Below are 25,381 nucleotides of genomic sequence, written 5' to 3' on the forward strand. Positions count from 1 at the left end.
ACCTGCTCTTTTATGCTATATAAATTTTGCAAGAATAAATCCTATAACCAACGCCACTAGAAATGCAATGATAATCTTCGTATGATCGGTTTTACTACTTTGGACTTCCTGATTAAGCCTGACATTTTCCTTTTTCAGAGTTTCCAGATTAATTTTTAAAGAAGCTGTACTTTCATTGATGGCGGACTGGACATTCTTCTCGTGCAGAACAGCGATCTCCTTTTTGTAGCTTTCCATTTCAGCCTGGCGCTGTTTCTGCTGCTCCTGGAAATTCTTCTGAAGATCTTCCAACTGTTTACCGGATGATAACTGAAGTTTCTGAAACTCCTCGTTTCTGATTTTCAGTTGGTCTGTAAAGGTTTTGTTATGGTTCTCTACTTGCTCTTTATATATTTTCTGGGCTTCGGTGAATTCTTCATTTTTCTTCTTCAGCTGCTTTTCCAAAGTTTCTACCTGTTCCGAAAACTGCTTGGTAACATCTTTTTTGACCTCATCAATTAGGAGGGCCCTTGAATTGGATCGTTCGTGGGATAGCTTCTCTGCAATGGTATGCAATCCAGCTCCGTAATCGTGTGGTAAGTGAAAACGCTTGTCAGCCAGCTTATCCAATAATGTTTCATCGACCGTATGACCGATAGCCGTAACAGTAACCGGTTTCATTTTGATGAATAATTCGGATAGGCTCAGGTCATTAAAAGTCTCCATACTCTGCCGGTCACCTCCTCCCCTGACCAAGGCAACAATGTCATAATCCAAAGCTGAAATTTCATTCAGTTTGGAAATGATCGCCGTGGAGGAAGTGATATTGCAGCTGTGATCTGAAATATCAAAATATTTTCGGGAAACATCCAATCCTTCAAAAAAATCCTTCTGGACAATGGCGTTGTTCCCATAGATGTTAGCCACCCTGACCTTTTCATCTTTGAGCATCTTATCCCTGATAAGGGTTTCAAGGTCTTTTGATCCTGTCTCCAGTTTTTTCTGGATCAGCCCATACCTTTCCAGTTCTTCTTCGGAGATGGATCTCTCTTCCTGCTGAACGATCTCGTCCACAACAAAGCGCAGTTCAATCGAAGAATTTTTAATGCTTTTCTCAATAAATCCTCTGAGTGTGTAGACCTCATTATTGGTGATCTTGCTCCTGAGCAATGAAGAAATACGAATCCCTATCGAAGTGTGATCACCTTCTGAGAACAGAAGGTCATAATAATAGTTTCCATATGATTTACCGCCACCAAAAGCATATCTGCCTTTAAGATAGATCAGATATTGACCGTGGCATTGAGCTTCAAGGCATTGCTGAAGATCCCAATGACTGAGGCTGGTGAATAGACCGGATATGTGACATCTTGATCGTCCATGTGATTGACTGTCGTTTTAAAAAAGCTTGAGAAGCAAAGGTATTGCTAATTGCACTTAAATAAAATAGCCGTGATTACATATCCTGAAAAGGTGAGCTTTTAAATTGAATGCAACAATTACCTATACTTTAAAAGAATATAGAACGTATGTCACTTTCTAACTTTTGGCTTCAACTATTACAACATTTTAGTTGCTTTAGAAATAAAAAAATCCCCAAATAATATGGGGATAAAAACTAATAACCATGAAAACCTTTTTACAAGTATTTCCTTTGCAAAATTATGGAAACTAAATACATTCGAAGATGATCAATGGTGTTAATTGTATTTTAAAAAAGACCTGATTATCTTAATGTTTCCTAAAAAAGCAATCATTTTTATCGTCATCAATTGATCTTTGATGACAAGATCTATTTCTGAATGAAAATGGTCTATATTAATTTCAATAATTCCTCTGCAACTTTCTCAGATGATGCAGGATTCTGTCCTGTGATCAGTCTTCCGTCAACCACAGCATAAGGAGCCCAGTCTTCGACTTTACTGTATGATCCGCCATTCTTTTTCAGCATATCTTCTACCAGAAAAGGGACAACATCAGTCAATTGTACTGCCTCTTCCTCAGTATTGGTAAATCCAGTGACATTTTTACCTTTTACCAGATATTCACCGTCAATTTTCACATCCTTCAGAACTCCGGGTGCATGGCAAACGAATGCTACAGGTTTATCATTGCTGTAAAAATCAACAATTAAGTCCTGAGAAACCTTGTCTTCAGCCAGATCCCATAAAGGACCGTGACCACCAGGATAAAATACCGCTTCAAAGTCTTCACTTTTGACTTCGGATAACTTGTGGGTGTTTTTTAATTTATCCTTTAAAAACTCATCCTTGTCCATTCTGAGTGTAGCATCCGTTTGAGACGAGGGATCTTCACTTTTAGGATCGATCGGCGGTTGCCCCCCTTTTGGAGATGCCAATGTAATTTCAACCCCTTTATCAGACAATGCATAATATGGCGCTGCTAATTCTTCAGTCCAGAATCCGGTCTTCTGACCTGTATTTCCTAATTCGTCGTGACTCGTAAGCACAAATAAAACTTTTTTGCTCATTTTTATATTTATTTAGTTAATACTACAAAGTTGGAATTTATCTGTGTTTTGAACACAGGATCCAAGTCACAATTTTCATGTGATCCGGATCACATTTTTTTGATATGCAGACAAATGAAAATTATTTTATGTGTCATAAAGTTCCTTTATTCTGGAAGACGCTAAGACCTTCTATCTTGTTATTGATGGTCTTATATACTATCTCAACTGAAAAACTTGACAGCTCATATAATACAAACTTTAGTCCATCCTTCGAGGTTTCACTGATGACCCTTCCTTCGGCCAAAGCCAATTCGTATTGAGATTGCGTGGGTAGATTTTTAAAATCGTAATACGAAATAGACATATAACTATTATTTAATTTTATTTTTCATGATATTATAGTTCACTGATCAATCGGAACGTTAGATTAACACGTTCCTTCATGGGTATTGTAGATTTGGCGATCCGGTGTTCCCAGTTTTCCTGAAGATCCCCTTTCATAATAAGGAGTGAACCATTAGGAAGCGGCAGGCTATACTTGCTCTGATGGTGGTCTCTTTTTCTGAAATCAAAGTTTCTTGTTTCGCCTAAACTGATGGATGCAATAACAGGACGCTTTCCATACCTGCTTTCCTTATCCCTGTGCCAGGCTACTGAATCCTTATTGTCCCGATAGAGGTTTAATAGAACCCCGTTGAACTTATAACCGAATTCTTGTTCAATTCTTTCTTTTAATGCCAGCAACTCCGGAGTCCAGGGATTGGTACCGGATGTATTATTATCAGCCGATTCGTAAGATCTTTTGTCATCACCATACCAAGCGGTCAGTCGTGGGGTTATGACTGTCTTATCATACATTTTCTGAGTACGCTGCTCCCACGGAGCCGTTTTAAGAAGATGGTCTTTCAATTGATCCGCCTCTTCCCGACTCAGGAAATTCTCCCTTTATTCCAAAAGGTCTTTTGGAAACTCGTAAAATTCTTCTGTATCAAATAAACTAAGCTGCATGGGAATATTGATTGAAAAAAATTATTTAATGGATGAAACCTTATCATCCAATTCTTTGATACTGGTTTTAAGTTCCTGCAACACTGTATTGATATAGGTCTCATTTGTCTTTCCAGGTTTATAATTTTCCGGAAGGATCCCACGCACATATTTCCATACCTCAAAAACATTTTCAAGAGGGATCTCATAAGGCTCATAAAATGTATTGTCTGCCGAGACGATAACCGACTTTTTCGTCTGCTTGACCAATGTCTTGTAGGTGATGCCTTCTGAAGTGACGAAAATATATTCCTTGCCGGGTTTCAGGTCGGTCAATTGTTCTATGTATTCGCCTATAATATAGGAGCCGTCTGCAAAAGGAGGCATCGAATCACCATCCGCCAGAAAAGCCCTGTATTTTCCATTCTTCAAAAAGGGAAGTTTCATTCGGGAAAGCTTATCAATATAATCTGCATCACTGAAACCTTTCAGATAACCCATCGATGCTTTCTGAGGTACGATCTCGATAAAATTCTCCCCTTCAGAATCTACGGTGATCGGCAATACCACCCTGTTCTCCGGTAGCTTCATCATATTGTCCACCGGGTATTTGCTGATATCCAAGGTCAGCAGCAGATCGATGCTCACATTGAAGAATTTGGAGATCCGGATCAGGATCTCGTAAGGTGCCTCTGAACGCCCGTCTTCGTATTTTGAATACCGCACTCTACTCATCCCTAGACTTTCTGCAAAGCTCTGCTGAGATAAATTTTTCTTATGCCTTAGAAGCCTGATGTTTTCTGAAAATATCGACATTGATACAATTTGTATCTGCAAATATAATAAAAAAGATACATAATGTATCTAATTTTGTCAAATGGAAAGAGCAATTGCACATATGGATCTGGACACGTTCTTTGTTTCCTGTGAAAGGCTGAAAAACTCCGAATTGGAGAAACAGCCGATAATCATTGGAGGTGGTGATCGTGGTGTGGTTGCGTCATGCTCATATGAAGTTCGGAAGTTTGGAGTACGCTCAGCGATGCCGATAAAAATGGCTTTGAGGTTATGTCCTGAAGCAAAAGTGATCAAGGGCGATATGGAATACTATTCAAATATGTCGCATCTGGTGACAGAGGTAATTCAGGAAAGAGTACCGGTGTTGGAAAAGGCAAGCATTGATGAATTTTATCTTGACCTTTCGGGAATGGACAAGTTCTTCGGCTGCTTTCAGTGGACCAATGATATCGTCGACGCCGTAACAAAAAATACCGGTTTGCCGATCAGCTTTGCTTTGTCTACTAATAAGACGGTCTCCAAAATCGGAACCGGTGAATCCAAACCCACCGGAAGATTTGAAGTGAAAGAACAGAATATCCAGCATTTCCTAAATCCTTTATCGATAAAAAAGATACCGATGGTCGGACCTGAAACATTCAACCTGTTTTCACGATTGGGTGTCAAGACCATAAAGACCCTTTCTGAAATGCCGGTCGATGTATTACAGGAACTGGTCGGAAAGAATGGAACGGTACTTTGGAAGAAAGCCCATGGCATCGATGAAACCCCTGTAATCCCATACTCTGAAAGAAAGTCGATCTCCACGGAGGATACATTTGCTCAGGATACCATCGATATAATGAAGATCAGAAGCATTCTATCGGGAATGGTTGAAAAGCTTTGTTATCAGCTGAGACATGAAAAATGGCTGACCTCAACGGTATCCGTAAAGATCAGGTATTCCAATTTCGATACTGAGATCAAGCAATGCAGAATTCCTTACACCTCAGCTGACCATACTTTGCTCAAGTATGTTTTGGAACTTTTCAAAAAAGTCTACACCAGAAGAATGAGGATCCGATTGATCGGTGTCAGATTTACCGGACTGGTACACGGACTTCATCAGATGGATCTTTTCGAAGACACTGAAGAAATGATCTCCCTATATCAGACAATGGATCATATTAAAAACCGATTTGGAAGCTCAAGTGTAGGAAGGGCATCGGGATTTTTAAAATAAATTTTTATCTATGTTTCTTAATTGCCATACTTATCACAGTTTACGTTATGGAACCATCCCTGTTGAAGATCTGGTTCAGCTGGCTGTTGATTATCAACTAAAAGTGTTGGCATTGACGGATATCAATACGGTTACGGGTATCTATCAGTTTTACAAACTTTGTCAGGAAAAAGGAATCAGACCGATTGTCGGTATGGATATTAGGATTGAAAATGAACAATACTACATCTGTCTTGCCAAAAACCCAAAAGGCATAGCAGAGGTCAACAGGCTTTTGACCAACTATAATTGTGACGGAATTGAAATACCTAAAGCTAATCCTGACCTGGAAGATAGTTTTGTGATCTATCCCTTAACAAATATTCCTGAAAAATTGCTTCAACATGAATTTATCGGGATAAGACAGGATGAGCTCAATCGGTTGTTCGATCCTGAATTGAAAGCTTTGACCCATAAAATGGTCATCCTGCATCCGGTAACCTTTAAGACAGACGAAGAATATGAATTGCATAAAGTATTAAGAGCAATAGATGGCAACACCTTATTTACTAAACTCACAGAGGATGATTATTGTAAAAGCAATGAGACCTTTATCGGTAAAAGAGGACTGTTAGAGAAGTATTCCCAATATCCGGAGATCATTGAAAACACAAAATATATTGTTGATGAATGCAGTTTTGACTTTGACTTCAAGACACCGAAAAATAAAAAATATTATACCGAAAATAAGGAAAATGATTTTAAATTATTGAAAAAACTGGCTTATGAGGGCTTAGACAAAAGATATCCTGATGATAACATACAGGCAAAGGCAAGAGTTGATAAAGAACTGGCGGTGATCGATCAACTTAATTTTTGTGGCTACTTTTTGATCACCTGGGATATTGTCCAGTACAGTAATCGGATGGACTTTATGCACGTCGGTCGGGGAAGCGGTGCCAATTCCATTGTGAGCTACTGTATCGGGATCACCGATATTTGCCCCTTGGAACTGGATCTTTATTTTGAAAGGTTTTTGAACCTCAATAGAAAAACCCCTCCAGACTTTGATCTTGACTGGAGTTGGAAGAATAGGGACACCATACTGGAATATATCTTTGATAGATATGGTAAAGACCATGTGGCATTTTGCGGGACCAATGTGGAGTTTAAGAGCAGATCAAGATTCAGGGAACTGGGGAAAGTTTTTGGGCTTCCGAAAGAGGAATTGGATGAACTCTCTAAAAAACCGAGAGATCAGCATGATCAGAATTCCATCGTTCAGGAGATCTACAAGTATGAAAGATTGCTGGTCGGTTTTCCCAATCAGAGAAGCATGCATTCCTGCGGCATCCTGATCTCAGAGGAACCGATCACGAATTACTCTGCTTTGGAGTTTCCTCCAAAGGAATTTCCGATCGTGCAGTTCGATATGTACACGGCAGAGGATATTGGACTGGAAAAGTTTGACATTCTCTCACAAAGAGGGTTGGGAACCATTAAAGATGCAGTAAAATTGATCGAAGAAAAAAGAGGGATTATTGTAGACATAGAGGATACAAGGATTTCCAAGAATGAGGCTAAGTGCAACGAGTTCCTGAGTATTGGAAAGACCATCGGCTGTTTTTATATTGAATCGCCTGCGATGCGGGGATTATTAAGAAGGCTGAAATGTGATAACTACAAGGTATTGGTTGCAGCCTCCTCCATCATTCGTCCCGGAGTTGCACAGAGCGGTATGATGCGGGAATATATATTCCGGCATAATCATCCCGACCAGTTTGAATATTTTCACGAGGTCTTCGAAAAAGAACTGGGCGAGACATATGGTATTATGGTCTATCAGGAGGATGTCATTAAGATCGCCATGCATTTCGGCGGCGTTTCTGCGGAAAATGGGGATGTACTAAGAAGAGCCATGAGCGGCAAGGGCCGTTCATTATCCGCCCTGCAAAAATTAAAAGATGATTTTTTTGAATCGTGCAAGAAAAAGGGTCATCCTGAAAAATTGTCCCAAGAAGTGTATCGCCAGATCGAATCCTTTGCAGGATACTCATTCTGTAAAGCCCACTCGGCTTCCTATGCGGTGGAAAGTTATCAGAGTCTTTATCTGAAAGCCTACTACCCTATTGAATTTATGGTTTCTGCCATCAACAACGGCGGTGGATTTTATAGGACGGAAGTTTATGTGCACGAAGCTAAAATGGCAGGAGCGACCATTCATAATCCTTGTGTCAACCTCAGTAAATTTCAGACCACGGTCTATGTAACAGACGTATACCTAGGTCTAATGCACATCGAAAAATTAGAGGCTACGGTCAAGCAGTTCATCCCTGAAGAGAGAAAGAACAATGGAGATTACAGATCGCTTGAGGATTTTGTGAAAAGAGTTTCTATAGGTATCGAAACATTGCAGACCCTTATTTTCATCGGAGCTTTCAGGTTCACAGGAAAGCAAAAACATGAACTGCTGATCGAGGCCAGATTCCTGTTCTCTAAAGGTCAGTACAGAACTAAAATTATTTCTTTATTTGACGAGCCTCAGAAGGATTATAAGTTACCGGTTATTCAGAGAGACCGGTTTGAAGATGCTTTCGACGAAATTGAAATACTGGGCTTTCCAGTCTCCTATTCCATATTTGATATGCTGAAAACAAAGTACAGAGGTCACGTATTAGTAAAGGATCTTCTGAAATATCATAAGAAACAGGTCAAAATGCTGGCCTATCTGATATCAAGAAAGCATGTGCCTATCAAAAAGAAAGATCATCCCGGCAAGAAAGACGACATGTACTTCGGGACCTGGATCGATGCTGATGGTCAGTATTTTGACACAGCGCATTTTCCGGATAGTCTTAGAAAATTTCCTTTCAAAGAAGGGGGAATTTATTTGTTGTTGGGAACGGTGGAAGTCGATTATCATTTTCCGACGGTCACCATTACCAAGATGGCCAAGATGCCGCTTATTGCCGATCCGCGATATTCAATGGATCAGGAGAAAGCTAATGAAATTGAGAGAGGACTTCGGGAAGATGTTAGCATGACATACAGGCAGCCCTATCCACAGGCACATGAGATCAGACTTCCCAGACAGAAAATGTGATTGTAAATACCACTAATCGATGAAGTGGATGAGCGTTATTATTCCTTAAGGGTTGAGAGACCTTTTCGCAGCACGCCTGAACTTGCTTGTCTGAATTGCCAGATATCATAAACTAAAAATATCGTTCTTTTCAATAATGCAAGGACTTGCTTCCACTATTTTACTTCATATCATTGGAATCAATTCAAGGATCTCTTTTTAATTAGGTTTTTTTCATATTTACTGATCCTTTATCCTATATGATTTTGTTTGATATCAAAAATATGATTTATTACAGAAGAAATTGTAATAATGCCCTACTGACATTTTAAACAAAGAATAATTGACATTCTAAGCAAAATTATTTTACCGCGTTCAAGATAACTTTGCAATAGTTAAATTATTACATATGAAAGCAGTTGTTTTAAAGGAGTTTGGACCGGCACAGAATCTACATGTTGCGGATGTCCCAATTCCATCAATATCAGATGATGAAGTCCTTGTGAATGTAAAATCATTCAGCATCAATCCCGTAGAGGCGCATGTACGTGAAGTAGAACACTGGTGGAACCTGGTCAGTGCCTCTACAACCGCAGATCCACATATTATATTGGGTTGGGACGTTTCAGGTATCATCACTGAAACAGGAAAGAATTTCACCAAATTTAAAAAAGGCGATGAGGTTTTCGGAATGATCAATTTCCTCGGATATGGAGCAGCATACGCAGAATATGTCAGTGCTCCAGTTACTGATTTGGCTTTGAAGCCATCCAACATCAGTTTTGAGGAGGCGGCAGGTGCAACCATGGCAGCACAGACAGCCTGGGTTTCACTTGTTAGATATGGAAAGGTCAAAAAAGGTGATAAAGTTGTTATAACAGGGGCATCCGGAGGTGTTGGACATTTTGCCGTACAGATTGCAAAACATTTTGGTGCCCATGTAATTGGAGTGGCATCTGAAGAAAACAGAGATTTTGTACTGTCATTGGGCGCAGATGAATTCGTAGACTATAAGACGCAAAATTTTGAAGAGCTTATTACGGACGCTGATCTAGTTCACGATGCAGTTTGGAGAAATGACGAATCACATATCCTTCGTTCACTCAATGCGATTAAACCAGGAGGAACACTTCTCAGCCTGATGGTATATCCTAGTGTTGATTTCATAGAGATGGCAATGAAAAAGAGAAAGGTTTCCGTTGTAAGGATGAATGTGACTGATTCTTCTGACCATATCGGAGATGTGGAAGCCATCAGGTCACTCTTGGATATGGGTAAAATGAAAACCCACATCTCTCAGGAATTTGCAATAGAGGAAACCCAAAAGGCACATCAGCAGATAGAAACACACACTACTAAAGGAAAGATAGTTATCAAACTATAAAGATAACAGGGCTTCGATAACTATTGTGCTTACTCTATTATGAAGCCCTGATCTATCGAAGCTATCATCCTTTTATGCATCTTAAGAGATGCAGCTCATTTTCAAAATTAAATATCAATGACTATGGATTCAACTAAAAAGAAAAAGGCACTTATCGTGATCTCTTCAGCGAAAATACTGCCTCTTTCAAAACCCGTTGGTCACGGAGGCATATCGACCGGATTTTTTCTCATAGAATTAGCCAAAGTACTGCATGCATTCGAAGACACACATGATTTTATCTTTGCTACACCGGACGGAAAAGTACCGCAGTTGGATATCAACGGTTTAGCATTAAGCATGCATGCAGCTGATAAGACCGGGAGCATTACAATGGGTACGATAATAGATCAGATGTTTAAATTTAATGCTGACAGTTTTCGAAAAAAGTATTCAGAATTGGCTTCCAGAAGAGAATCAGAATTGAATACGGCATTCAAACATTTGGGTAAGATTCATATATCAAAGCTACTTCCGAATACAGACAAGGAGGTAAGAAGTATCATTCCAGACATAGAAAGCAGAATGAGCACCTTGACTGAAAAGTATTTTTTCTCTCTTGAAGAGCTGCTCGAAAAAGATGTACGATCTACAGACGTGTTCAAGCTTAAAGATTTGGATTTCGTACATCTTCCGGGTGGGCATGCCCCTATGGTCGATTTTTACGACAATCCCCACCTTGGTGAACTGATGAACAGATTGAGAGAGGAAAATATCTTGATATCTATGATCTGTCATGGACCTGTAGCTTTGACCTCTGCCAAATACAGAATTCTTACCAATGGAAAGCCCGTCCTTACTGACAATAAGAATTTTAAAGGTGCGAATATAACCGTATCTTCGAAACTTGCAGAAATGATTGCGGTAAAAATGGCCTATCCAAAAATTCCAGGAAAAAAGACCAGACTTGAGTATATTGTTGAAGATGTTCTTAAACAAGATGGTTACCATATTGTTAACAGTTATAATCCTGTTGCTATCCACGTAGTTTATGATCAAAAGTTTAAACTCCTGACAGGCAATGGTCCACAGGCAATGGATGCCCTGACGCAAAAATTACAAGAAATAGTGGGTGTAATAAATAAAAAATCTCATATTGATTAAGCAGAAAAATCTGTAATTTAATCTCTTTTTTTACAACAGACTAAACACATAATCGAAAGATGGCAAAACAAAACTTCAATAAATTCACAGATCTTGTCTGGACTGTCACTGAGGATGGGATTTATAAAGACGATCTGAGTCTCGACTTTCATTCTTTTGTACTCATCATTTCCGGAGAAATGAAGATCATTCAGGCAGATAAATCCTATACATTTGGTGCGGACAGTATGCTGCTTTTTCCGAGAAATCAAATATCTGCGGTCATAAAGCAACCTAAAGACGGGAGACCTTACAAGGCTATAGTATTCGGTTTGACGGTGGAAAGGCTGAAAGCATTTTACACCAAAGAAAGTCCAAATCCTGATGTTTCACCAGATCTTTCTGTTCGGATCTTAAGTGAGCAGCCATTATTGAAAAGTTTCTTTTCTTCCATCCTTCCTTATTTTGAATTGGAGCAAAAACTTCCTGAAAATATTGAAAAACTGAAGTTCGAAGAAGCTATTTCTATTCTCAGGTACATTGAGCCCGGTATAGATGGTATTCTCTCTGATTTCTCTGAACCAGGAAAAATCAATCTGGTTGATTTTATGGAAAAGCATTACAAATTCAATATGCCAATCGAAAAATTCGCATATCTCACAGGGCGCAGCCTTTCTACGTTTATAAGGGATTTTAAGAAAGCTTTTAAAATAACTCCTCAACGCTGGCTAACAAAAAAGCGCCTGGAATTGGCACATTTTCAATTAGCAAAAAAAGACAAAAAAGCGAGAGACATTTATCTTGAGATCGGGTTTGAAAATCTCTCCCATTTTTCTTTTGCCTTTAAGAAACAGTTCGGGTATTCACCCTCAGAATTATGATTGGTTTTAGAGTTAGAGTAATTTAAAAATAAATAGTAATCCTTAACGGATTACTATTTATTTTTAAATACATTGCTGTAAAGATTTACTGTTGCACCACCTGCCATTCCTTTCATCATGGCAAAAATATCGTCAGAATAGTTGCCAAGCAGGTCGATTCGATTGATTTTCCAATCAACTTTGTGCTCATTCATTACCGGACCAAATGCCTGTGCGTGCTTTATCAATTCATTTTCATCAGCATAAGACTCAAGAAAAATAATTTCCAAAGTATCCGGATTGTAATGGCATTCATGGATCAAGACCCCATCCCCTTCTTTAGGTATAGATATTCTTGCAGCTGCCATCAATTGTTCTAATTTTTCCCATTTACTGGGCTCCACTGTTGCAGACATTGTAAGTCGTAAAATTGATTGTTCTGACATTTTAAATGTTTTTAATTATTGGTTGATTAATTAAATACAAAATTAGCTTCAAACCGACAATTACTCTTTGTTAAAAATTTCAAAAAAACATTGTTCAAAATGTCATTTAAAATTACTACCAACTGCTTTTTGACAATCTCAGCAAAGTAAATTTGACATTATGAACAAAAAAAAAGCAGATTATTGAATCTACCTTTGACCAATCATTTTAAATACAATAAATAATGAAAGCAATAATCTTAAAAGAAGTAGGCGGTCCTGAAAACTTAATTTTAGCAGACGTTCCTGTACCATCCATCAAAGAAAACGAAGTTCTGGTTCAAGTAAAGGCAGTAGCCATTAATCCGGTAGATGCTTTTGTCCGTAGAAATCAGGCTGCATTGGAAATGATCTATGCGCTTAAGGGTAATGAAGAAAATATCATTCTGGGATGGGACGTGGCTGGTATTGTAACTCAAGTTGGAAGTACTGTGACCAGATTTCAGGTCGGAGACGAAGTTTTTGGGAATTTCAACTTTATCGGTCAGGCAAATGCATACTCAGAGTTTGTTGCCGCACCGGAACATGAATTGGTCATCAAACCGGAAAATGTCAGTTTCGAAGAAGCAGCAGGTGCAACAATGGCTGCTTTGACTGCTTGGGCTTCAGTGGTGAAGCTTGCAAAGGTTAAGAAAGGCGATAAGGTCATTGTTTACGGTGCCTCAGGAGGTGTTGGTCATTATGCTGTACAGATCGCAAAGCATTTCGGTGCATATGTTGTTGGAGTAGCATCTGGTGATAACAAAGATTTTGTTCTAGGTCTCGGCGCTGACGAGTTCTTTGATTATAAAACCCAGGCGGTTGAAGATTTTATCAACGATGCCGACATCGTCCACGATGCCGTTTGGGTTGAAGCAGACGTCAACAGTACTGAAGAGACCCATTTGGCCCGTTCATTGAAAACACTCAAGGATGGAGGTATTTTGTCAAGCATTGTGGTTTACCCCGACCAACAATTTATTGACAAGGCAAAGACAGAGAGGAACATAACTGTTCAGCGAGTGAATGTGACGCCCAATGATACCTATCTTAAAGATATGGAAACTATCGCTCAACTTTTATCTGAAGGAGAAATCAAGACCTATACCTCACACGTGTTCCCCTTGGCAGAAATGGCTAAAGCACATGAAATCATTCAAACCAAAAATGCTGTGGGCAAAATAATTCTTGTTCCGTAATCTGATCATTTGAAATAAAACAAAGGGACTTCTATTCGTGGAAGTCTCTTTTTTATTTGAAGTTTTCTTATTGATTTTGTTTGTTGATTCTTTACATTTTTATCAACCAAAAAAAACCTAAATTACTTTTCAGCGGACATTTCAGCCTTTACCTTCTCACGATGCTGCATTCCCCATTTTGTCATGGCAGCGACTACCTCTTCCAGAGTGTAACTATAAGGAAGCAGTTCATACTCGATCGTTACCGGATATCCATTTTCTACTTTTTTGATGATGAAACCGTTCATTTCAAGTTCCTTTAATTCACTTGAAAGAACACGCGCAGAAATTCCCGCTACCTGTCTTTGGATCTCTGTAAATCTTTTGTTACCTCTTCCCATAGCAATGATGATCATCAGTTTCCACTTGCCTCCGATCGCATACAAAGCATCCGACATGGCCATTAAAACTTTATGGCATTCTTCAGTAAATGCTTTGTTATCTATTTGATTTTCCTGTGTATCTGCCATAGCTTTATTTTTGATTAGCTCATAACCTTTAGGTAACGACTAATAAATTGTAAGCAAATATAGTATAATTTTGTCAACATTAATTACAGAAAGTAATTTTCAGTATTCATTAAACAACAAAATTATGACACTAGAAATTTTAAAGACAAAGGAAGACCTGAGAAACCTGATCGATGACTATGCTTACTTAAGTGATGAATGGAAGATCTCCGAAGTAATGGATCTGTTCACACCAGATGTGAGCTATAAGGTCCATATGAATGGTGCTTTGGTAGCAGACGTTTCAGGAAGGGAAAATATGGAACGGGATTTCAATCTTCACGCTTCACAAGTGAAAACGTATTTTACGCTCAACGGGCAGCATACTGTAAAGATTGAAAACGAAACTGCCACCGGCATTTCCTTCGCCCAGATCAAAATGATCAGGGAAGCTGAAGGAAAAGATATCTTGACCGACTATAGTGTAAAATATGACGACCTCTATGTGAAGCAAAATGAAAAATGGCTGATCAAAGACCGTGTGGCCCATTTCCTGATCATCGAATCAAGGTCAATTTCTTGATCTTCTGTGCGCATTTAAACAGTAAAGCCTTGCAACACATTTTGTTACAAGGCTTTACGCTTTCCAAAAATCAATTTTAATTTGGCAGCATCCCTCAGGAAAAAGCTTTAACTTATAAAGGTCAGGCAATCTATCTGAACAATAGAACCTCTTTTAAAGTACCATTTTCAATTTTTATTGATTCTTCAAAAAGCTGAAGGTTAGCGGGACATACCTCTTCATAAGCTCTGCGAGAATTTTTAATTTCAAACAGAGCAATTCCCAAAGCAATATACATTTGCTTGTTTTTCCAATCATTGAATTGTTCTCCATCTTCAAATTTAGATAACTGCTGAAGCATATAATCGATACGCTTATCCTCATTGGTGAGATTGAAGTATTCTTTGCTGTGTATGAGATAATCGTGAAAATCATCCCTAGTATAAAATTCAGAGATAAAAAAAGCAATTCCTTGAGTATATTCTTTGAGATGCCGTTGAGGAATATATTCTTTAATATTGCCATCAACTTTAAAAGGTTTGAGAATATAGGGAAGAGTTCCCGTTGAGATAGAAAGCTCATCCAACCTGTTTTTTATGTTGTCAAATATCATAGATCATTTTTAACTCTGTTAAACATTGGTGTCGTACCCATTGGTTTTGAACAAAACACACAGTCCGGTCATCATTTATTGTAAAGTAAAAGCCATACTTTCATTTATACAATTCAATGCTGTCCCATAAAGCAATGAAACAGCATTAAAAATGGTCACTATCAGTAGAATTTAGAGAACAGTGATCGTTGGCTTCTTGATCAGATCCACCTTATTTCCGGTAAGAGTTGACCTATTTTCCGGTGCTCTGTTAAAATCGTGGGGATATCCCATCTTTATCGAACTTGCCTCATCCAAACTTTCAACCTGTTCATCGGTAAGATGAAGATCTGCCGCCTTCAAATTATACTCGAGCTGTTCAAACGTGCGTGGTCCAAGGATTGGAATGACATTTTTAGCTTTAAGCCAGGCAAGTGCCACCAATGCGGGTTCACTTTCAAGAACCTCAGCGATAGCAAATAGCCTGTCAAGAACTGCTTCTGCAATCTCACCACCCTGGTAAGGATTACTCCCTGCAAATACAGTAGCCCTGCCGCTTTCACCTTTCCGGTATTTTCCGGTCAACAGTCCGCCAGCCAACGGTGACCAGGCCAATACACCCAATCCCATTGCTTCTGCCATTGGTAAAAGATCTCGTTCTGTCTCACGTTGAAGAAGACTGTACTCTACTTCGATGGCGCTGACGGCAGACCATCCCCGAAGGTCAGCGAGTGTTGCAGCAGCAGAGATACGCCAGGCCGGGAAGTTGGAAATACCGCCGTACACAATTTTTCCGGCTCGGACAAGATCGTCCAGCCCGCGGACTATTTCCTCGATAGGCGTGAAAAAATCATCCTGATGGACAAAGTAAAGATCGATCCTGTCGGTTTTTAATCTTCTTAAGCTATCTTCCACCGCCTGAACCATACTTTTACGATGATTTCCCAATGTTCCTAACGCCTGACCCGGAAAAACACCTCTGGTATATTTGGTGCTGATGACAAGATCATTTCTCTTGGTAGCGATTGCCTTTCCAAGAATCTCCTCTGATTCACCGCATTGATAAGTATCTGCCGTATCGATCAGATTACCGCCATGTTCCGTATAAAGTGAAATGATCCTTTCTGCTTCTTTGGCTTCTGCACCATAGCCCCACGCCTGTCCGAAATTTCCTGCTCCTAAAGCAAGATCGCTTACAGGAAGACCTGTTCTTTTACCTAACAATTTATAATTCATTTTTTTTAATTTTAAGATTAGATGTAATTCTTATGGGCAAAATTACCCCATATTTGATTACATTTTGTTAGTCGTTACTAAAAGGTTATCAACTACGATTTTGGAATTGCTTATTATAATATTTGTTATTATTTACAAGATCTATATTTGAATTTCTTAATTTTGTAAAATGGAAAAGATTGTTAGAGTTGTGTCGGAGTTTAATAATGAATTGAAACTTCAAGGTTTTAAAGCATTTCAGATTGAACAAGACAGTGGTGATACGAGAACTTATAGCCGAAAAGAATTCTATAAAATCTGCCTCACCACCGGCAATAGCAAAATTCACTATTCTGATAAAACGTATGAACAGGAAGGAACAATTCTCTTCTTTGGAAATCCGCATATTCCTTACTCCTGGGAAACGATTTCTACAACTTACGTGGGTTATACTATTCTTTTCTCTGAAGATTTTTTTAAAAATTCCGAACGTTCCGAGAGCTTGCAACAGTCATCATTCTTTAAGATTGGTGGAACACCAGTTTTGAAAATTACTGAAGAGCAAAGAATTTTTCTCAATACCCTATTTCAGAAAATGATTGCGGAGCAGGAAAGCAATTATGTGTTTAAGGATGAGTTGATACGCAATTACATCAGCCTGATTATCCACGAGTCGTTGAAGATGGAGCCGTCGGAAAATTACGAACAGAACAAAAATGCATCTTCCAGACTGACATCAGTTTTCTTAGAGTTATTAGAGAGACAATTCCCAATTGAAACGACTGCAAATCCACTTCAATTAAAAACTGCGCAACATTATGCGCAGCATCTTAATGTGCACATCAACTATCTTAACCGGGCCGTGAAGGAAATCACAGATAAATCTACAACGACACATATTACAGAACGTATTATCACGGAAGCAAAGGCGTTACTGCAACATACAGATTGGAGTATTTCCGAAATTGCCTACGCACTAGGGTTTGAATATCCAACCTACTTCAATAATTTCTTCAAAAAACAAACCGGCACCAACCCAAAAGCTTTTCGTTTGACGGAAGTTTGAATTTCTTAATTTTTGGTTTGATAATCGTTATTATCTAAAAGCAATCCAAAAGTAACTTTGTTCTACAATAATGAACAGTTATATGGATAGTAAAAACAGGGAAATAGGAATTAAAAAAATTGCTTACGCAGGCTGTTTGGGAGCGGTCAGTATTATCAGTACCGAGTTTGGAATTATTGGCGTTTTGCCACAAGTTGCCTCGCATTACAATATCGGGATTGATAGCGCTGGATTATTGCTGAGTGCATTTGCTTTGACGATCTTTCTCATCGGACCCTTTCTCGTTCTTCTAACCTCTGGAATCGATAGAAAAAAGATGATGCTTTGGGCAATTTTACTTTTTCTACTATCTAATATTATTTCTTCCTTTGCACCGCCGTTCTGGCTTTTGGTTCTGTTTCGAATTTTTCCTGCAATCCTGCAACCCGTATTTTTTTCTGCTGCTGTTGGAACAATTATTCGAACAGCCTCCAAAGCAGAACAGCATAAATTAATGGGAATTGTAATTGGCGGAATTGCATTGGCGCAGGTGACCGTTATTCCACTGACTACATATATGTCTAGCCTTTACGGATGGCAAGTCAGTTTTGTCATTCAGGGAATTATTTCGCTGATTGCTTTGGCTGGAATTTTCATATTCATTCCAACGATGCCTGTTAAAGAGAAATTGTCCTATGGGAGTCAATTGTTGATTCTGAAAAAACCACGATTTATTATCAGTATTGTATTCAATGTACTGTTGATTTCAGCTTGGTTCTCAACCTACAGTTATTTCGCAGATTATTTGGGGAAAGTGAAAATGATGAGCGGACAACAGGTAAGTTATATGCTCTTGCTTTTCGGTGTAGCAGGGGTTGTTGCCAATTGGTTAGCAGGAAGATTATTATCTAAAAATGTTGTTCGCACAACCGCATTTTTCCTGGCAGGAAGTATAGTACTCCCCGTGATCTTACAGTTTTCCGGCGAAAACTTTTATTTCCAAATTATAGTCATTGGCTTTTGGGGAATAATGTACGGTCCGGCTTTCTTAACGGCCATTTCTTATATGATTGACGCCGCACCGGAAGCTCCAGAATTTGCAAACAGTCTTCAGTCTTCATTCGGAAACCTAGGTGTTTCCACAGGAACAATTGTTGGCGGATGGTTTATTGCAAACGTGGGAATTTCTTCTATTCCGTGGGTTGGAGCCGTATTTGGAATACTGGCAGTTTTAACTATGGTTCTTAGAGAAGTATCAGATAAAAGAGTAAAATCAAAAACGGTATCAATAAACTAAATGTTCATCAGTAATCGCTATGAAAAATTTCAAAAAGGTAATCGCTCCAGCGGTGATTGTTTGCGCGATAATGAGCTGTAATAATAAAGAAGCAATGAAAAATGAAAACCCAACATCTCTATTTCCAAAGGAAAATAGATTACCAAAAGATTGGTTTACAGGCGAGGCTTTTTTGTCTCCTCTGGTTGTCAACGATAAAAACAATGAATTTTCTGCAGGAGCCGTAACGTTTGAGGTCGGAGCAAGAACCAACTGGCACACCCATCCAAAAGGACAGGTTTTGATTGTAACCGAAGGGTTTGGATTTTATCAGGAAAAGGATAAGCCCGCACAAGTGATTAAAAAAGGGGATGTAGTCAACATACCGGAAAACATAGAACATTGGCACGGGGCATCAGCAAGCACATCTATGACACATATTGCAATTACTAATTTTAAAAATGATGTGCAGGTGAATTGGCTTGAACCAGTTACAGACGAAGAATTTAATAACGTTAATACTGAAAAGTAAAATGAAAAAAGTAGCATTAATTATGGCTGTAATTACATTGTCGGCGGGACAATTATCAGCTCAAAATAAAAAATCAAATTCAAAAAAAATGGAAACAACAGAACAAAAAGAGCATTATACATTCAAATTGAATGATAAAGTAACAAGAACCGCTGTAACCTTCAAAAACCGTTACGGAATAACACTTTCTGGTGATTTATACCTTCCAAAAAATGTAGGCAATGAAAAATTATCAGTGTTGGCAATCAGCGGACCTTTCGGTGCAGTGAAAGAACAATCATCAGGGCTGTATGCCGATCAAATGGCACAGAGAGGCTTTGCTGTTATCGCATTTGACCCTTCTTACACAGGTGAAAGTGGTGGTGAGCCGAGAAATTTAGCATCACCGGAAATTAACACCGAAGATTTCAGCGCTGCGATTGACTTTCTGGGATTACAAAAAAATGTGGACAGGAACAAAATCGGAATTATAGGAATCTGTGGCTTCGGAGGTTTTGCCTTGAATGCAGCTGCAATAGATAAACGTATTAAAGCCGTCGCAACCACAAGTCTGTACGATATGACAAGAGTGATATCCAAAGGCTACAACGATTCTGTAACACCTGAACAAAGAACCAAAACATTAGAAGATCTAGGTCAGCAACGCTGGAAAGATGCAGAAGCCGGAGAACCTACGAAAGGACCAAGAAATTTACCGGAAAAATTAACCGGAAATGAACCTCAATTTGTAAAAGAGTATTTTGATTATTACCGAACACCAAGAGGTTTCCACGAACGTTCTTTGAACTCAAATGGTGCGTGGCTGGCAACCAATCCGGTTTCATTTATGAATATGCCAATTTTAACTTATGTTAAAGAAATTTCCCCAAGGCCAATGTTGATGATTGCCGGAGAAAATGCGCATTCAAGATATTTCAGTGAAGATATTTACAAATCAGCTTCTGAACCGAAAGAATTGATGATTATTCCAAATGCTGTTCACGTTGATTTATATGATAAAGTAGATGTGATCCCGTTTGAAAAATTGGACAATTACTTTAAAAGTAATTTAAAGTAATTATCCGTTAACTGTTATAGACAGTGAAAAATGTCGATATCGATTGGTACAGTGCTTACATACTGACGATTAAAATATTTTTTTCAATAAAAGAAGGGTAAAATACATCAGTATTTTACCCTTCTTTTATTGAACCTTTCTTTACATCAAATAATAGCTGCTCTCTGTTACTGGCATTTCAGGCTTGCCATTTTATATGGACTATGTTAGGTAATCCCCTTATAGACACTTACCCGGAAGTTGATCAGTTACTTTCGACCAAAATATTTTCAATGCACGCAGAAGTACCTTCAACAGAAGAATGGAGTTTGTAACTCCTGCTTGATTTGGCTTAATCTAACCAAATCATCTATAAAAGTGTTTGAAGATACGCTCGTTAAGGTCACAAACATCCAAATGGCTCTAATTTAATCTAAATTGAGCCATTTTTTTTGTTTTTGATTCCAGAATAAGCCTAATTAAGATTAACAAATTTTAAAATAACTTTCCCTAGATCTATATTTTAAAATTCATCTATTAATAAGCCGAAGAATCACTTTTACTCTCAAACTTAAGCTGGCGGAACCTTGCATTATCTCGCAATAATTCAACATCATATCCACTTTTCTCATTCAGATAAATTTTGATTTCAGCATTCTTGAGTTGACCTGACATCAGATGTCCCGCAAATGTTCTGTCGTCCGAAATAAAATGAAAATGAAACGGAGAAAGGTCAATATTACTTAACAGAGAAGGTGTAAAATAACCCACCATCGTTCCTTTTATATTTTCTGATTTATATTGAGGTCTTGCTTTCATTAATGTTGCAAGTTCCGTTGTATCCGAAGGAGAAATTGGTTCTGCTCCACCCACTGTAATATCAGACCACTTGGCTTCTATCTTGATGGCGTACGGTAAATTTTGAGTGGAGAACATTGGTAGAATTTTTTCCTGCAATTCCTCAAAAGTTCCTGTAAAGTTGATGGTTTTCACCAAATCTGCTTTGAAAAATGTGAGCGAGGTAAAAGGCGATTTCAAATCTTCCGAAGCAACTTCTACTTTTCCTGATGGCGGAATACGATAGATTATTCCGTCCAGTGCAATGAGTTCTCCATTGAGATGATTAAATGTTCCCAATCCAAAATCTCCGTGGTCTTTTAATTCTTTTACGGTATGCGTTCCTTCGTAAATGCCTCTTCGCATCGCATCAATCGTAGAATAATGCCAGATTCTGTCATTTGGAGCACTTTTTTTGTTAGCGGTTTTGATTTGTTTTGCAGTACACGAAACCAAAGGCACTACTGCGACCAGTAAAGCGAGTTTTAAAAATATTTTTTTCATAATAATTTTGTAATGTTTGTTAGATTAAAATTAGATTCAAAATTATTTTTTCTCGTAATAATTATCTTTCCCTTCAATCCAGTCTGTTCTGGAAGGTGTGAAAAAATCAATATCAATTGTATCGTCTTCCAACGCCGTGAAACTGTGTGGCACATTGGGTGGAATGATGATTCCGTCTCCTGCTTTCACGATATATTCTTTGTCCAGAATTTTTACTTTTACACTTCCTTTTGTGATTAAAGAATATTGCTCATTGATATGTTGATGCGTTGGAACGACCGCTCCCTTTTTGTAGGTAAAATAACCGATGGTTCCCTGTTCTCCGGAAATCATTCCACGGGTTAGAAGTTCATTAACAGGTTTTGACGGTAATTTTTTTAATGTAAATGTCTGTACATTTTGTGCTGATAACATCGTCGCTGTAAGGCTTGCTAAGCTTAAAACTATTTTTTTCATTTTATTAATTTTTTGATTTAAATCTTAATTCTAAAAACTTTAAACGGCTTTTTGAATTCTTCTTTTCCGTTATGAAACCAAGGCATTAGCTGAATCTGCGAATTGGAAATGTATAAATAACCATCATCGGAAATGCTGTAACTGTCGGGCCATATCAGTTTTTCTTTGTCCTGAACAATGGTTTGCATTTTTAAATCCGGTGTGATTTTAACGATTGAACTTTTCTCTAAATCCCCAAAATAAAGGTTTCCATTTTTGTCGAAAATCATTCCGTCTGTCGTGATGAATTTGCCCAAATCTTCCACATTTTTCTCTAAAACATTTTCAGGTGTTTTGAAATCTCTCAGCAACTCAGTTTTAATTCTGTACAAACGGTTATCACTTAAAGGCTTATAATAGATGTATTGATTATCAGGTGTTAACCCAATTCCGTCAGAATTTACTTTTAACGGAGAACCATCACTTTTTTTAAGCTCAGTTCCCAAGGGCGAAAAATGATAATTCGGGTCAGATTTTACCGATGGAGAATTTCCTAAAACCAGTCGCGATTCTCCGCTGTTGATATTCAAAACAACAAGACCGCCCGTATTGGAATTGGTCAAATACGCAAAACCATTCTGATTATCGATACGAATATCATTGATGTAAACATCTTCACACACCACATTTTCCGGAAATCTGTAGATTTTCTCAATTTTATTTGTGGCTAAATTGATTTTTAAAACCTTCGCACTGTGCTGATACACTTTTCCTAGACCAATTCCTGCCGCGTCGACTACCCAAAGAAATCCTTTATCATCGATCACTACAGACTGTACCGTCACAAATTTATTCTGTCCGTCCTCTCCTTTTTTAAAGCTGTTCCATTCTTCATTGGGATACGGAACAGGTTTTCCATCTTTGATTTCAACAACTGAGTAAGAATGATTATCAAGCCAGTAAGGGTAATTCACAAAAACCCGATTGTCTTTTGAAACCGCAACGCCGGTTAACTGATATGTACTGTCTGAGAAAACTTCTTCCAATTTCGCATTTTTATCAGCTGAAATTCCGTTTTCAGATTTACCAGAATTTTGATTGGGCGATTTATTACAGGCAATCAGCGAAAGCATCGTAACACCTATCATTGCTAAATTTTTAAAGCTCATTTCTTTAATTTTTATTATTAATTTTATGACAAGGTCACTACGATTTTACCAACCGTTCTTCCAGTTTCTTGTTCCAGATGAGCTTCTCTCATTTGTTCAAAAGGAAAAGTTTTTGAAACGTGTGGTTTGATGGCTCCAATTTCTAAAAGATGAGCGATTTGTTTCATATCCTCGCCATTCGACTGTACCAAAATAAAATAACCTTTCACGCCTTTTGCTTCTGCTTTTGCGGTCACTTCTTCATTCAATCCGGTCGGAATACTGATGATGGAACCGCCTTCTTTGGTTACTTCCAGAGAATGGTCGATGTTTTCTCCGCCAATTGTATCTAAGACGAAATCGAAAGTTCTTCCGGCTGATTTCCAATCAAAACCTTGGTAATCGATATGCGAATCTGCACCTAAACCCAAGACAAAATCTTTGTTTTTTGCGGAAGAAGTTCCTGTCACATTGGCGCCCAAATGTTTCGCCAATTGTACGGCAATATGTCCAACGCCACCAGAACCAGCGTGTACCAAAACATTTTGACCCTTCTGAATATTGGCGTTATGAACCAAAGCCTGATATGCCGTAAGCGCCACCAAAGTACTTGCTGAAGCTTCTTCAAATGAAATATTTTTTGGTTTTAAAGCCAGTTGATTTGCCGGAGCTGTTACAAATTCAGCATACGCTTTTCCGTGTCCCGGGAAATTGACCATTCCGAAAACTTCATCACCTACTTTAAAGGTTTCACTTTTACTTTCTTCCACGATTCCGGAAATATCCCAACCCAAAATCAATGGATTTTCTTCTTTGATTCTTCCGTAAACTCCTTTTCCCTGACGGCTTTTTACATCCACCGGATTGATGCTGATGGCTTTTACTATTACCAAAACTTCTCCGTCTTTGATGCTTGGTTTTTCCAATTCAACGTATTCTAAATTTTCTACGTTTCCTGCTGTTTTTAAAACAATTGCTTTCATACTATTTTTATTTAATGTTAATTTTTAATTTAATTTCTTGTTGGTTTTGCTCCGATTTTTAGTTTGTAGATTGTGACCGGAAATTGTACTTTATTTACTCCATTTTGAAATGCCGACAAACGATTCAATTGACCAGTCGGAATCCACAAATAGCCGTTATCATCAATCCATAAAGCATCTGCCCAAAGCAATCTTTCATCTTTGATGACCAAACTTTCCTTTCCGTCAGGCGTAATTTTGATGATTTGTTTGAGATTAACATCGCTCACATAGATATTTCCGTCTGCATCGACGGCAGTTCCGCCTGTTGATGGGGTGTTGTAGAATAATGAAACCTTTGATTCAAGTTCTGCTTCACTGATTTTGGGATTATTCAGATATTGTGTTTCCACTTTCCAGAGCGGTCCACTTGCAGGCTGAAAATAAAGCCATTTTCCATCGGGCGAAATTTCCAGTTGGTCAGCGTGAATTCTCACCTCATTTCCATCATTGTCTTTCATTATCTCGCCTTCAGCTTTTATCGGAATATTGTCAACGGTAGAGGGATGATTTTCCAGAACCCTTCTTCCCTTTCCTTTCGTTTTATCCAAAATAATTAACGCCGGTTCGCCTGCATCCGTCAGATAAATTGTATTACCCGAAATTCTCAAATCATCAATAAATGTGGAAGCTTTTGAAACTTGAGCTAAAGGAATAATTTGAACAATTTTATTGGTTTTCAGATTGATTGAAACCAATTTTGAAGCATTTCCAGTCAAAGGATTTTGTCCCATCGCCGGCGTTCCGGTATCTACGACCCAAAGCAATCCGTCTGGCCCGATTCTCAAAGAATTGGTTCTTACAAATTTCTCATTCACGTCGGCTCCCACTTTCCAGTTGTTCCAGTTTTCATTGGGATAAGGAATCACTTTTCCGTTTTTCAGCACTTCTCCGATTCTCATTCCGTTATCTCCTTCGATTCTTGGGAAGTTGACAAAGATTCTTCCGTCTTTGCTGGTGGTAACGCCATTCCAAACGGTATTGGAAACTGCCACTTTTTGTAGTTGCGCATTTACCGGATTGAAGAGTGATAAAAATAGGCTCACTGCAAGTATTTTTGTTTTCATAATAATTTAATTTATCTGTTTCAATGATTTTGATAGGACAAATTTAGAATGATTCGCCACCAATAAATAGCTC

Annotated in this window: 25 protein-coding genes and 1 pseudogene; 11 read left to right on the forward strand and 15 right to left on the reverse strand. The window is 38.4% G+C overall.

The features are described from left to right. Window positions 1–15 precede the first annotated feature (15 nt). The 6 genes and pseudogenes from B5X64_RS15895 to B5X64_RS23065 form a co-directional block, all read right to left on the reverse strand. Window positions 16–906, reverse strand: a complete 891-nt coding sequence (locus B5X64_RS15895; RefSeq protein WP_164463434.1) for an exodeoxyribonuclease VII large subunit — start codon at window positions 904–906, stop codon at window positions 16–18. 886 nt (window positions 907–1,792) lie between these two features. Beyond that, the gene (locus B5X64_RS15900) at window positions 1,793–2,470 is read right to left on the reverse strand and encodes a type 1 glutamine amidotransferase domain-containing protein (RefSeq protein WP_079466170.1); all 678 of its coding nucleotides are present in this window, start codon (window positions 2,468–2,470) and stop codon (window positions 1,793–1,795) included. A gap of 133 nt (window positions 2,471–2,603) precedes the next feature. After that, window positions 2,604–2,816 carry a hypothetical protein gene (locus B5X64_RS22625; protein ID WP_073334137.1) on the reverse strand — a complete coding sequence of 71 codons (213 nt, stop codon included), beginning with the start codon at window positions 2,814–2,816 and terminating at the stop codon, window positions 2,604–2,606. 32 nt (window positions 2,817–2,848) lie between these two features. Further along, window positions 2,849–3,385 carry an alpha-ketoglutarate-dependent dioxygenase AlkB family protein gene (locus B5X64_RS15905; protein ID WP_228418959.1) on the reverse strand — a complete coding sequence of 179 codons (537 nt, stop codon included), beginning with the start codon at window positions 3,383–3,385 and terminating at the stop codon, window positions 2,849–2,851. Between the two features lie 96 nt (window positions 3,386–3,481). Beyond that, window positions 3,482–4,033: a S24 family peptidase gene (locus B5X64_RS15910; protein WP_228418961.1), complete on the reverse strand. Its 552-nt coding sequence runs from the start codon at window positions 4,031–4,033 to the stop codon at window positions 3,482–3,484. Between the two features lie 39 nt (window positions 4,034–4,072). Then, window positions 4,073–4,255, reverse strand: a pseudogene (locus B5X64_RS23065) (helix-turn-helix domain-containing protein); the annotation flags it as partial. A gap of 61 nt (window positions 4,256–4,316) precedes the next feature. Between B5X64_RS23065 and dinB the strand changes: the two are divergent. The 5 genes from dinB to B5X64_RS15935 all read left to right on the forward strand — a co-directional run bounded on the left by dinB (window position 4,317) and on the right by B5X64_RS15935 (window position 11,907). Further along, window positions 4,317–5,459 (forward strand): DNA polymerase IV, encoded by a 1,143-nt coding sequence (gene dinB, locus B5X64_RS15915; protein WP_079466171.1) that lies wholly within the window; start codon window positions 4,317–4,319, stop codon window positions 5,457–5,459. Window positions 5,460–5,469: 10 nt separating this feature from the next. Further along, window positions 5,470–8,541: a DNA polymerase III subunit alpha gene (locus B5X64_RS15920; RefSeq protein WP_079466172.1), complete on the forward strand. Its 3,072-nt coding sequence runs from the start codon at window positions 5,470–5,472 to the stop codon at window positions 8,539–8,541. A 388-nt stretch (window positions 8,542–8,929) separates the two neighbouring features. Continuing rightward, a complete protein-coding gene (locus B5X64_RS15925) occupies window positions 8,930–9,904 on the forward strand; it encodes an NADP-dependent oxidoreductase (protein WP_079466173.1) in 975 nt (324 codons plus the stop codon). Between the two features lie 123 nt (window positions 9,905–10,027). Then, complete coding sequence (locus B5X64_RS15930; RefSeq protein WP_164463435.1) at window positions 10,028–11,047, forward strand: DJ-1/PfpI family protein; 1,020 nt, start codon at window positions 10,028–10,030, stop codon at window positions 11,045–11,047. Window positions 11,048–11,106: 59 nt separating this feature from the next. Next, a complete protein-coding gene (locus tag B5X64_RS15935) occupies window positions 11,107–11,907 on the forward strand; it encodes a helix-turn-helix domain-containing protein (RefSeq protein ID WP_079466175.1) in 801 nt (266 codons plus the stop codon). A gap of 53 nt (window positions 11,908–11,960) precedes the next feature. Here the strand turns inward: B5X64_RS15935 and B5X64_RS15940 are convergent, their stop codons facing one another. Beyond that, window positions 11,961–12,332 carry a hypothetical protein gene (locus B5X64_RS15940; RefSeq protein WP_123920885.1) on the reverse strand — a complete coding sequence of 124 codons (372 nt, stop codon included), beginning with the start codon at window positions 12,330–12,332 and terminating at the stop codon, window positions 11,961–11,963. A gap of 224 nt (window positions 12,333–12,556) precedes the next feature. Here B5X64_RS15940 and B5X64_RS15945 point away from each other — a divergent pair, with 224 nt between their 5' ends. Continuing rightward, window positions 12,557–13,549: an NADP-dependent oxidoreductase gene (locus B5X64_RS15945; RefSeq protein WP_079466178.1), complete on the forward strand. Its 993-nt coding sequence runs from the start codon at window positions 12,557–12,559 to the stop codon at window positions 13,547–13,549. Between the two features lie 122 nt (window positions 13,550–13,671). On the opposite strand, the gene B5X64_RS15950 is transcribed toward B5X64_RS15945, so the two are convergent. Next, on the reverse strand, window positions 13,672–14,058 hold the full coding sequence (locus B5X64_RS15950) for a winged helix-turn-helix transcriptional regulator (RefSeq protein ID WP_079466179.1): 387 nt from the start codon (window positions 14,056–14,058) through the stop codon (window positions 13,672–13,674). A gap of 124 nt (window positions 14,059–14,182) precedes the next feature. Here B5X64_RS15950 and B5X64_RS15955 point away from each other — a divergent pair, with 124 nt between their 5' ends. Then, window positions 14,183–14,620: a nuclear transport factor 2 family protein gene (locus tag B5X64_RS15955; RefSeq protein WP_079466180.1), complete on the forward strand. Its 438-nt coding sequence runs from the start codon at window positions 14,183–14,185 to the stop codon at window positions 14,618–14,620. A 130-nt stretch (window positions 14,621–14,750) separates the two neighbouring features. On the opposite strand, the gene B5X64_RS15960 is transcribed toward B5X64_RS15955, so the two are convergent. Next, window positions 14,751–15,212: a hypothetical protein gene (locus tag B5X64_RS15960; RefSeq protein WP_123920887.1), complete on the reverse strand. Its 462-nt coding sequence runs from the start codon at window positions 15,210–15,212 to the stop codon at window positions 14,751–14,753. A gap of 171 nt (window positions 15,213–15,383) precedes the next feature. Further along, window positions 15,384–16,427, reverse strand: a complete 1,044-nt coding sequence (locus tag B5X64_RS15965) for an aldo/keto reductase (RefSeq protein ID WP_079466182.1) — start codon at window positions 16,425–16,427, stop codon at window positions 15,384–15,386. Window positions 16,428–16,596: 169 nt separating this feature from the next. Here B5X64_RS15965 and B5X64_RS15970 point away from each other — a divergent pair, with 169 nt between their 5' ends. The 4 genes from B5X64_RS15970 to B5X64_RS15985 all read left to right on the forward strand — a co-directional run bounded on the left by B5X64_RS15970 (window position 16,597) and on the right by B5X64_RS15985 (window position 20,316). Continuing rightward, window positions 16,597–17,472 carry a helix-turn-helix domain-containing protein gene (locus tag B5X64_RS15970; RefSeq protein ID WP_079466183.1) on the forward strand — a complete coding sequence of 292 codons (876 nt, stop codon included), beginning with the start codon at window positions 16,597–16,599 and terminating at the stop codon, window positions 17,470–17,472. A 70-nt stretch (window positions 17,473–17,542) separates the two neighbouring features. Further along, the gene (locus B5X64_RS15975; RefSeq protein ID WP_228418955.1) at window positions 17,543–18,748 is read left to right on the forward strand and encodes an MFS transporter; all 1,206 of its coding nucleotides are present in this window, start codon (window positions 17,543–17,545) and stop codon (window positions 18,746–18,748) included. Between the two features lie 19 nt (window positions 18,749–18,767). After that, entirely contained in the window at window positions 18,768–19,259 is a 492-nt protein-coding gene (locus B5X64_RS15980) for a (R)-mandelonitrile lyase (protein ID WP_228418957.1), read from the forward strand. Window position 19,260: 1 nt separating this feature from the next. Beyond that, complete coding sequence (locus B5X64_RS15985; RefSeq protein ID WP_079466185.1) at window positions 19,261–20,316, forward strand: alpha/beta hydrolase; 1,056 nt, start codon at window positions 19,261–19,263, stop codon at window positions 20,314–20,316. 516 nt (window positions 20,317–20,832) lie between these two features. Here the strand turns inward: B5X64_RS15985 and budA are convergent. From budA to B5X64_RS16010, 5 genes are read right to left on the reverse strand one after another with little or no spacing between them, the layout of a single operon-like run. Then, the gene (gene budA, locus B5X64_RS15990) at window positions 20,833–21,636 is read right to left on the reverse strand and encodes an acetolactate decarboxylase (protein ID WP_079466186.1); all 804 of its coding nucleotides are present in this window, start codon (window positions 21,634–21,636) and stop codon (window positions 20,833–20,835) included. A 42-nt stretch (window positions 21,637–21,678) separates the two neighbouring features. Continuing rightward, on the reverse strand, window positions 21,679–22,092 hold the full coding sequence (locus B5X64_RS15995; RefSeq protein WP_079466188.1) for a cupin domain-containing protein: 414 nt from the start codon (window positions 22,090–22,092) through the stop codon (window positions 21,679–21,681). A 17-nt stretch (window positions 22,093–22,109) separates the two neighbouring features. After that, the gene (locus B5X64_RS16000) at window positions 22,110–23,240 is read right to left on the reverse strand and encodes an L-dopachrome tautomerase-related protein (RefSeq protein WP_079466190.1); all 1,131 of its coding nucleotides are present in this window, start codon (window positions 23,238–23,240) and stop codon (window positions 22,110–22,112) included. 23 nt (window positions 23,241–23,263) lie between these two features. After that, window positions 23,264–24,202: an NADP-dependent oxidoreductase gene (locus tag B5X64_RS16005; RefSeq protein WP_079466191.1), complete on the reverse strand. Its 939-nt coding sequence runs from the start codon at window positions 24,200–24,202 to the stop codon at window positions 23,264–23,266. Between the two features lie 29 nt (window positions 24,203–24,231). Further along, a complete protein-coding gene (locus tag B5X64_RS16010; protein WP_079466192.1) occupies window positions 24,232–25,308 on the reverse strand; it encodes an L-dopachrome tautomerase-related protein in 1,077 nt (358 codons plus the stop codon). Between the last annotated feature and the right edge of the window lie 73 nt (window positions 25,309–25,381).

Source organism: Chryseobacterium balustinum, assembly GCF_900168205.1.
GTDB classification, from domain to species: domain Bacteria; phylum Bacteroidota; class Bacteroidia; order Flavobacteriales; family Weeksellaceae; genus Chryseobacterium; species Chryseobacterium balustinum.

Bases quoted from the DNA above. Each gene is read 5' to 3' on its own strand.
- B5X64_RS16000 (WP_079466190.1), bottom strand. From the start codon at position 23,240: ATGAGCTTTAAAAATTTAGCAATGATAGGTGTTACGATGCTTTCGCTG.
- B5X64_RS15940 (WP_123920885.1), bottom strand. From the start codon at position 12,332: ATGTCAGAACAATCAATTTTACGACTTACAATGTCTGCAACAGTGGAG.
- B5X64_RS15980 (WP_228418957.1), top strand. From the start codon at position 18,768: ATGAAAAATTTCAAAAAGGTAATCGCTCCAGCGGTGATTGTTTGCGCG.
- B5X64_RS15995 (WP_079466188.1), bottom strand. From the start codon at position 22,092: ATGAAAAAAATAGTTTTAAGCTTAGCAAGCCTTACAGCGACGATGTTA.
- B5X64_RS15950 (WP_079466179.1), bottom strand. From the start codon at position 14,058: ATGGCAGATACACAGGAAAATCAAATAGATAACAAAGCATTTACTGAA.
- B5X64_RS15965 (WP_079466182.1), bottom strand. From the start codon at position 16,427: ATGAATTATAAATTGTTAGGTAAAAGAACAGGTCTTCCTGTAAGCGAT.
- dinB (WP_079466171.1), top strand. From the start codon at position 4,317: ATGGAAAGAGCAATTGCACATATGGATCTGGACACGTTCTTTGTTTCC.
- B5X64_RS15920 (WP_079466172.1), top strand. From the start codon at position 5,470: ATGTTTCTTAATTGCCATACTTATCACAGTTTACGTTATGGAACCATC.
- B5X64_RS15935 (WP_079466175.1), top strand. From the start codon at position 11,107: ATGGCAAAACAAAACTTCAATAAATTCACAGATCTTGTCTGGACTGTC.
- B5X64_RS15945 (WP_079466178.1), top strand. From the start codon at position 12,557: ATGAAAGCAATAATCTTAAAAGAAGTAGGCGGTCCTGAAAACTTAATT.
- B5X64_RS15910 (WP_228418961.1), bottom strand. From the start codon at position 4,033: ATGATGAAGCTACCGGAGAACAGGGTGGTATTGCCGATCACCGTAGAT.
- B5X64_RS15930 (WP_164463435.1), top strand. From the start codon at position 10,028: ATGGATTCAACTAAAAAGAAAAAGGCACTTATCGTGATCTCTTCAGCG.
- B5X64_RS22625 (WP_073334137.1), bottom strand. From the start codon at position 2,816: ATGTCTATTTCGTATTACGATTTTAAAAATCTACCCACGCAATCTCAA.
- B5X64_RS15985 (WP_079466185.1), top strand. From the start codon at position 19,261: ATGAAAAAAGTAGCATTAATTATGGCTGTAATTACATTGTCGGCGGGA.
- budA (WP_079466186.1), bottom strand. From the start codon at position 21,636: ATGAAAAAAATATTTTTAAAACTCGCTTTACTGGTCGCAGTAGTGCCT.
- B5X64_RS15900 (WP_079466170.1), bottom strand. From the start codon at position 2,470: ATGAGCAAAAAAGTTTTATTTGTGCTTACGAGTCACGACGAATTAGGA.
- B5X64_RS15960 (WP_123920887.1), bottom strand. From the start codon at position 15,212: ATGATATTTGACAACATAAAAAACAGGTTGGATGAGCTTTCTATCTCA.
- B5X64_RS15955 (WP_079466180.1), top strand. From the start codon at position 14,183: ATGACACTAGAAATTTTAAAGACAAAGGAAGACCTGAGAAACCTGATC.
- B5X64_RS16010 (WP_079466192.1), bottom strand. From the start codon at position 25,308: ATGAAAACAAAAATACTTGCAGTGAGCCTATTTTTATCACTCTTCAAT.
- B5X64_RS15975 (WP_228418955.1), top strand. From the start codon at position 17,543: ATGAACAGTTATATGGATAGTAAAAACAGGGAAATAGGAATTAAAAAA.
- B5X64_RS16005 (WP_079466191.1), bottom strand. From the start codon at position 24,202: ATGAAAGCAATTGTTTTAAAAACAGCAGGAAACGTAGAAAATTTAGAA.
- B5X64_RS15925 (WP_079466173.1), top strand. From the start codon at position 8,930: ATGAAAGCAGTTGTTTTAAAGGAGTTTGGACCGGCACAGAATCTACAT.
- B5X64_RS15970 (WP_079466183.1), top strand. From the start codon at position 16,597: ATGGAAAAGATTGTTAGAGTTGTGTCGGAGTTTAATAATGAATTGAAA.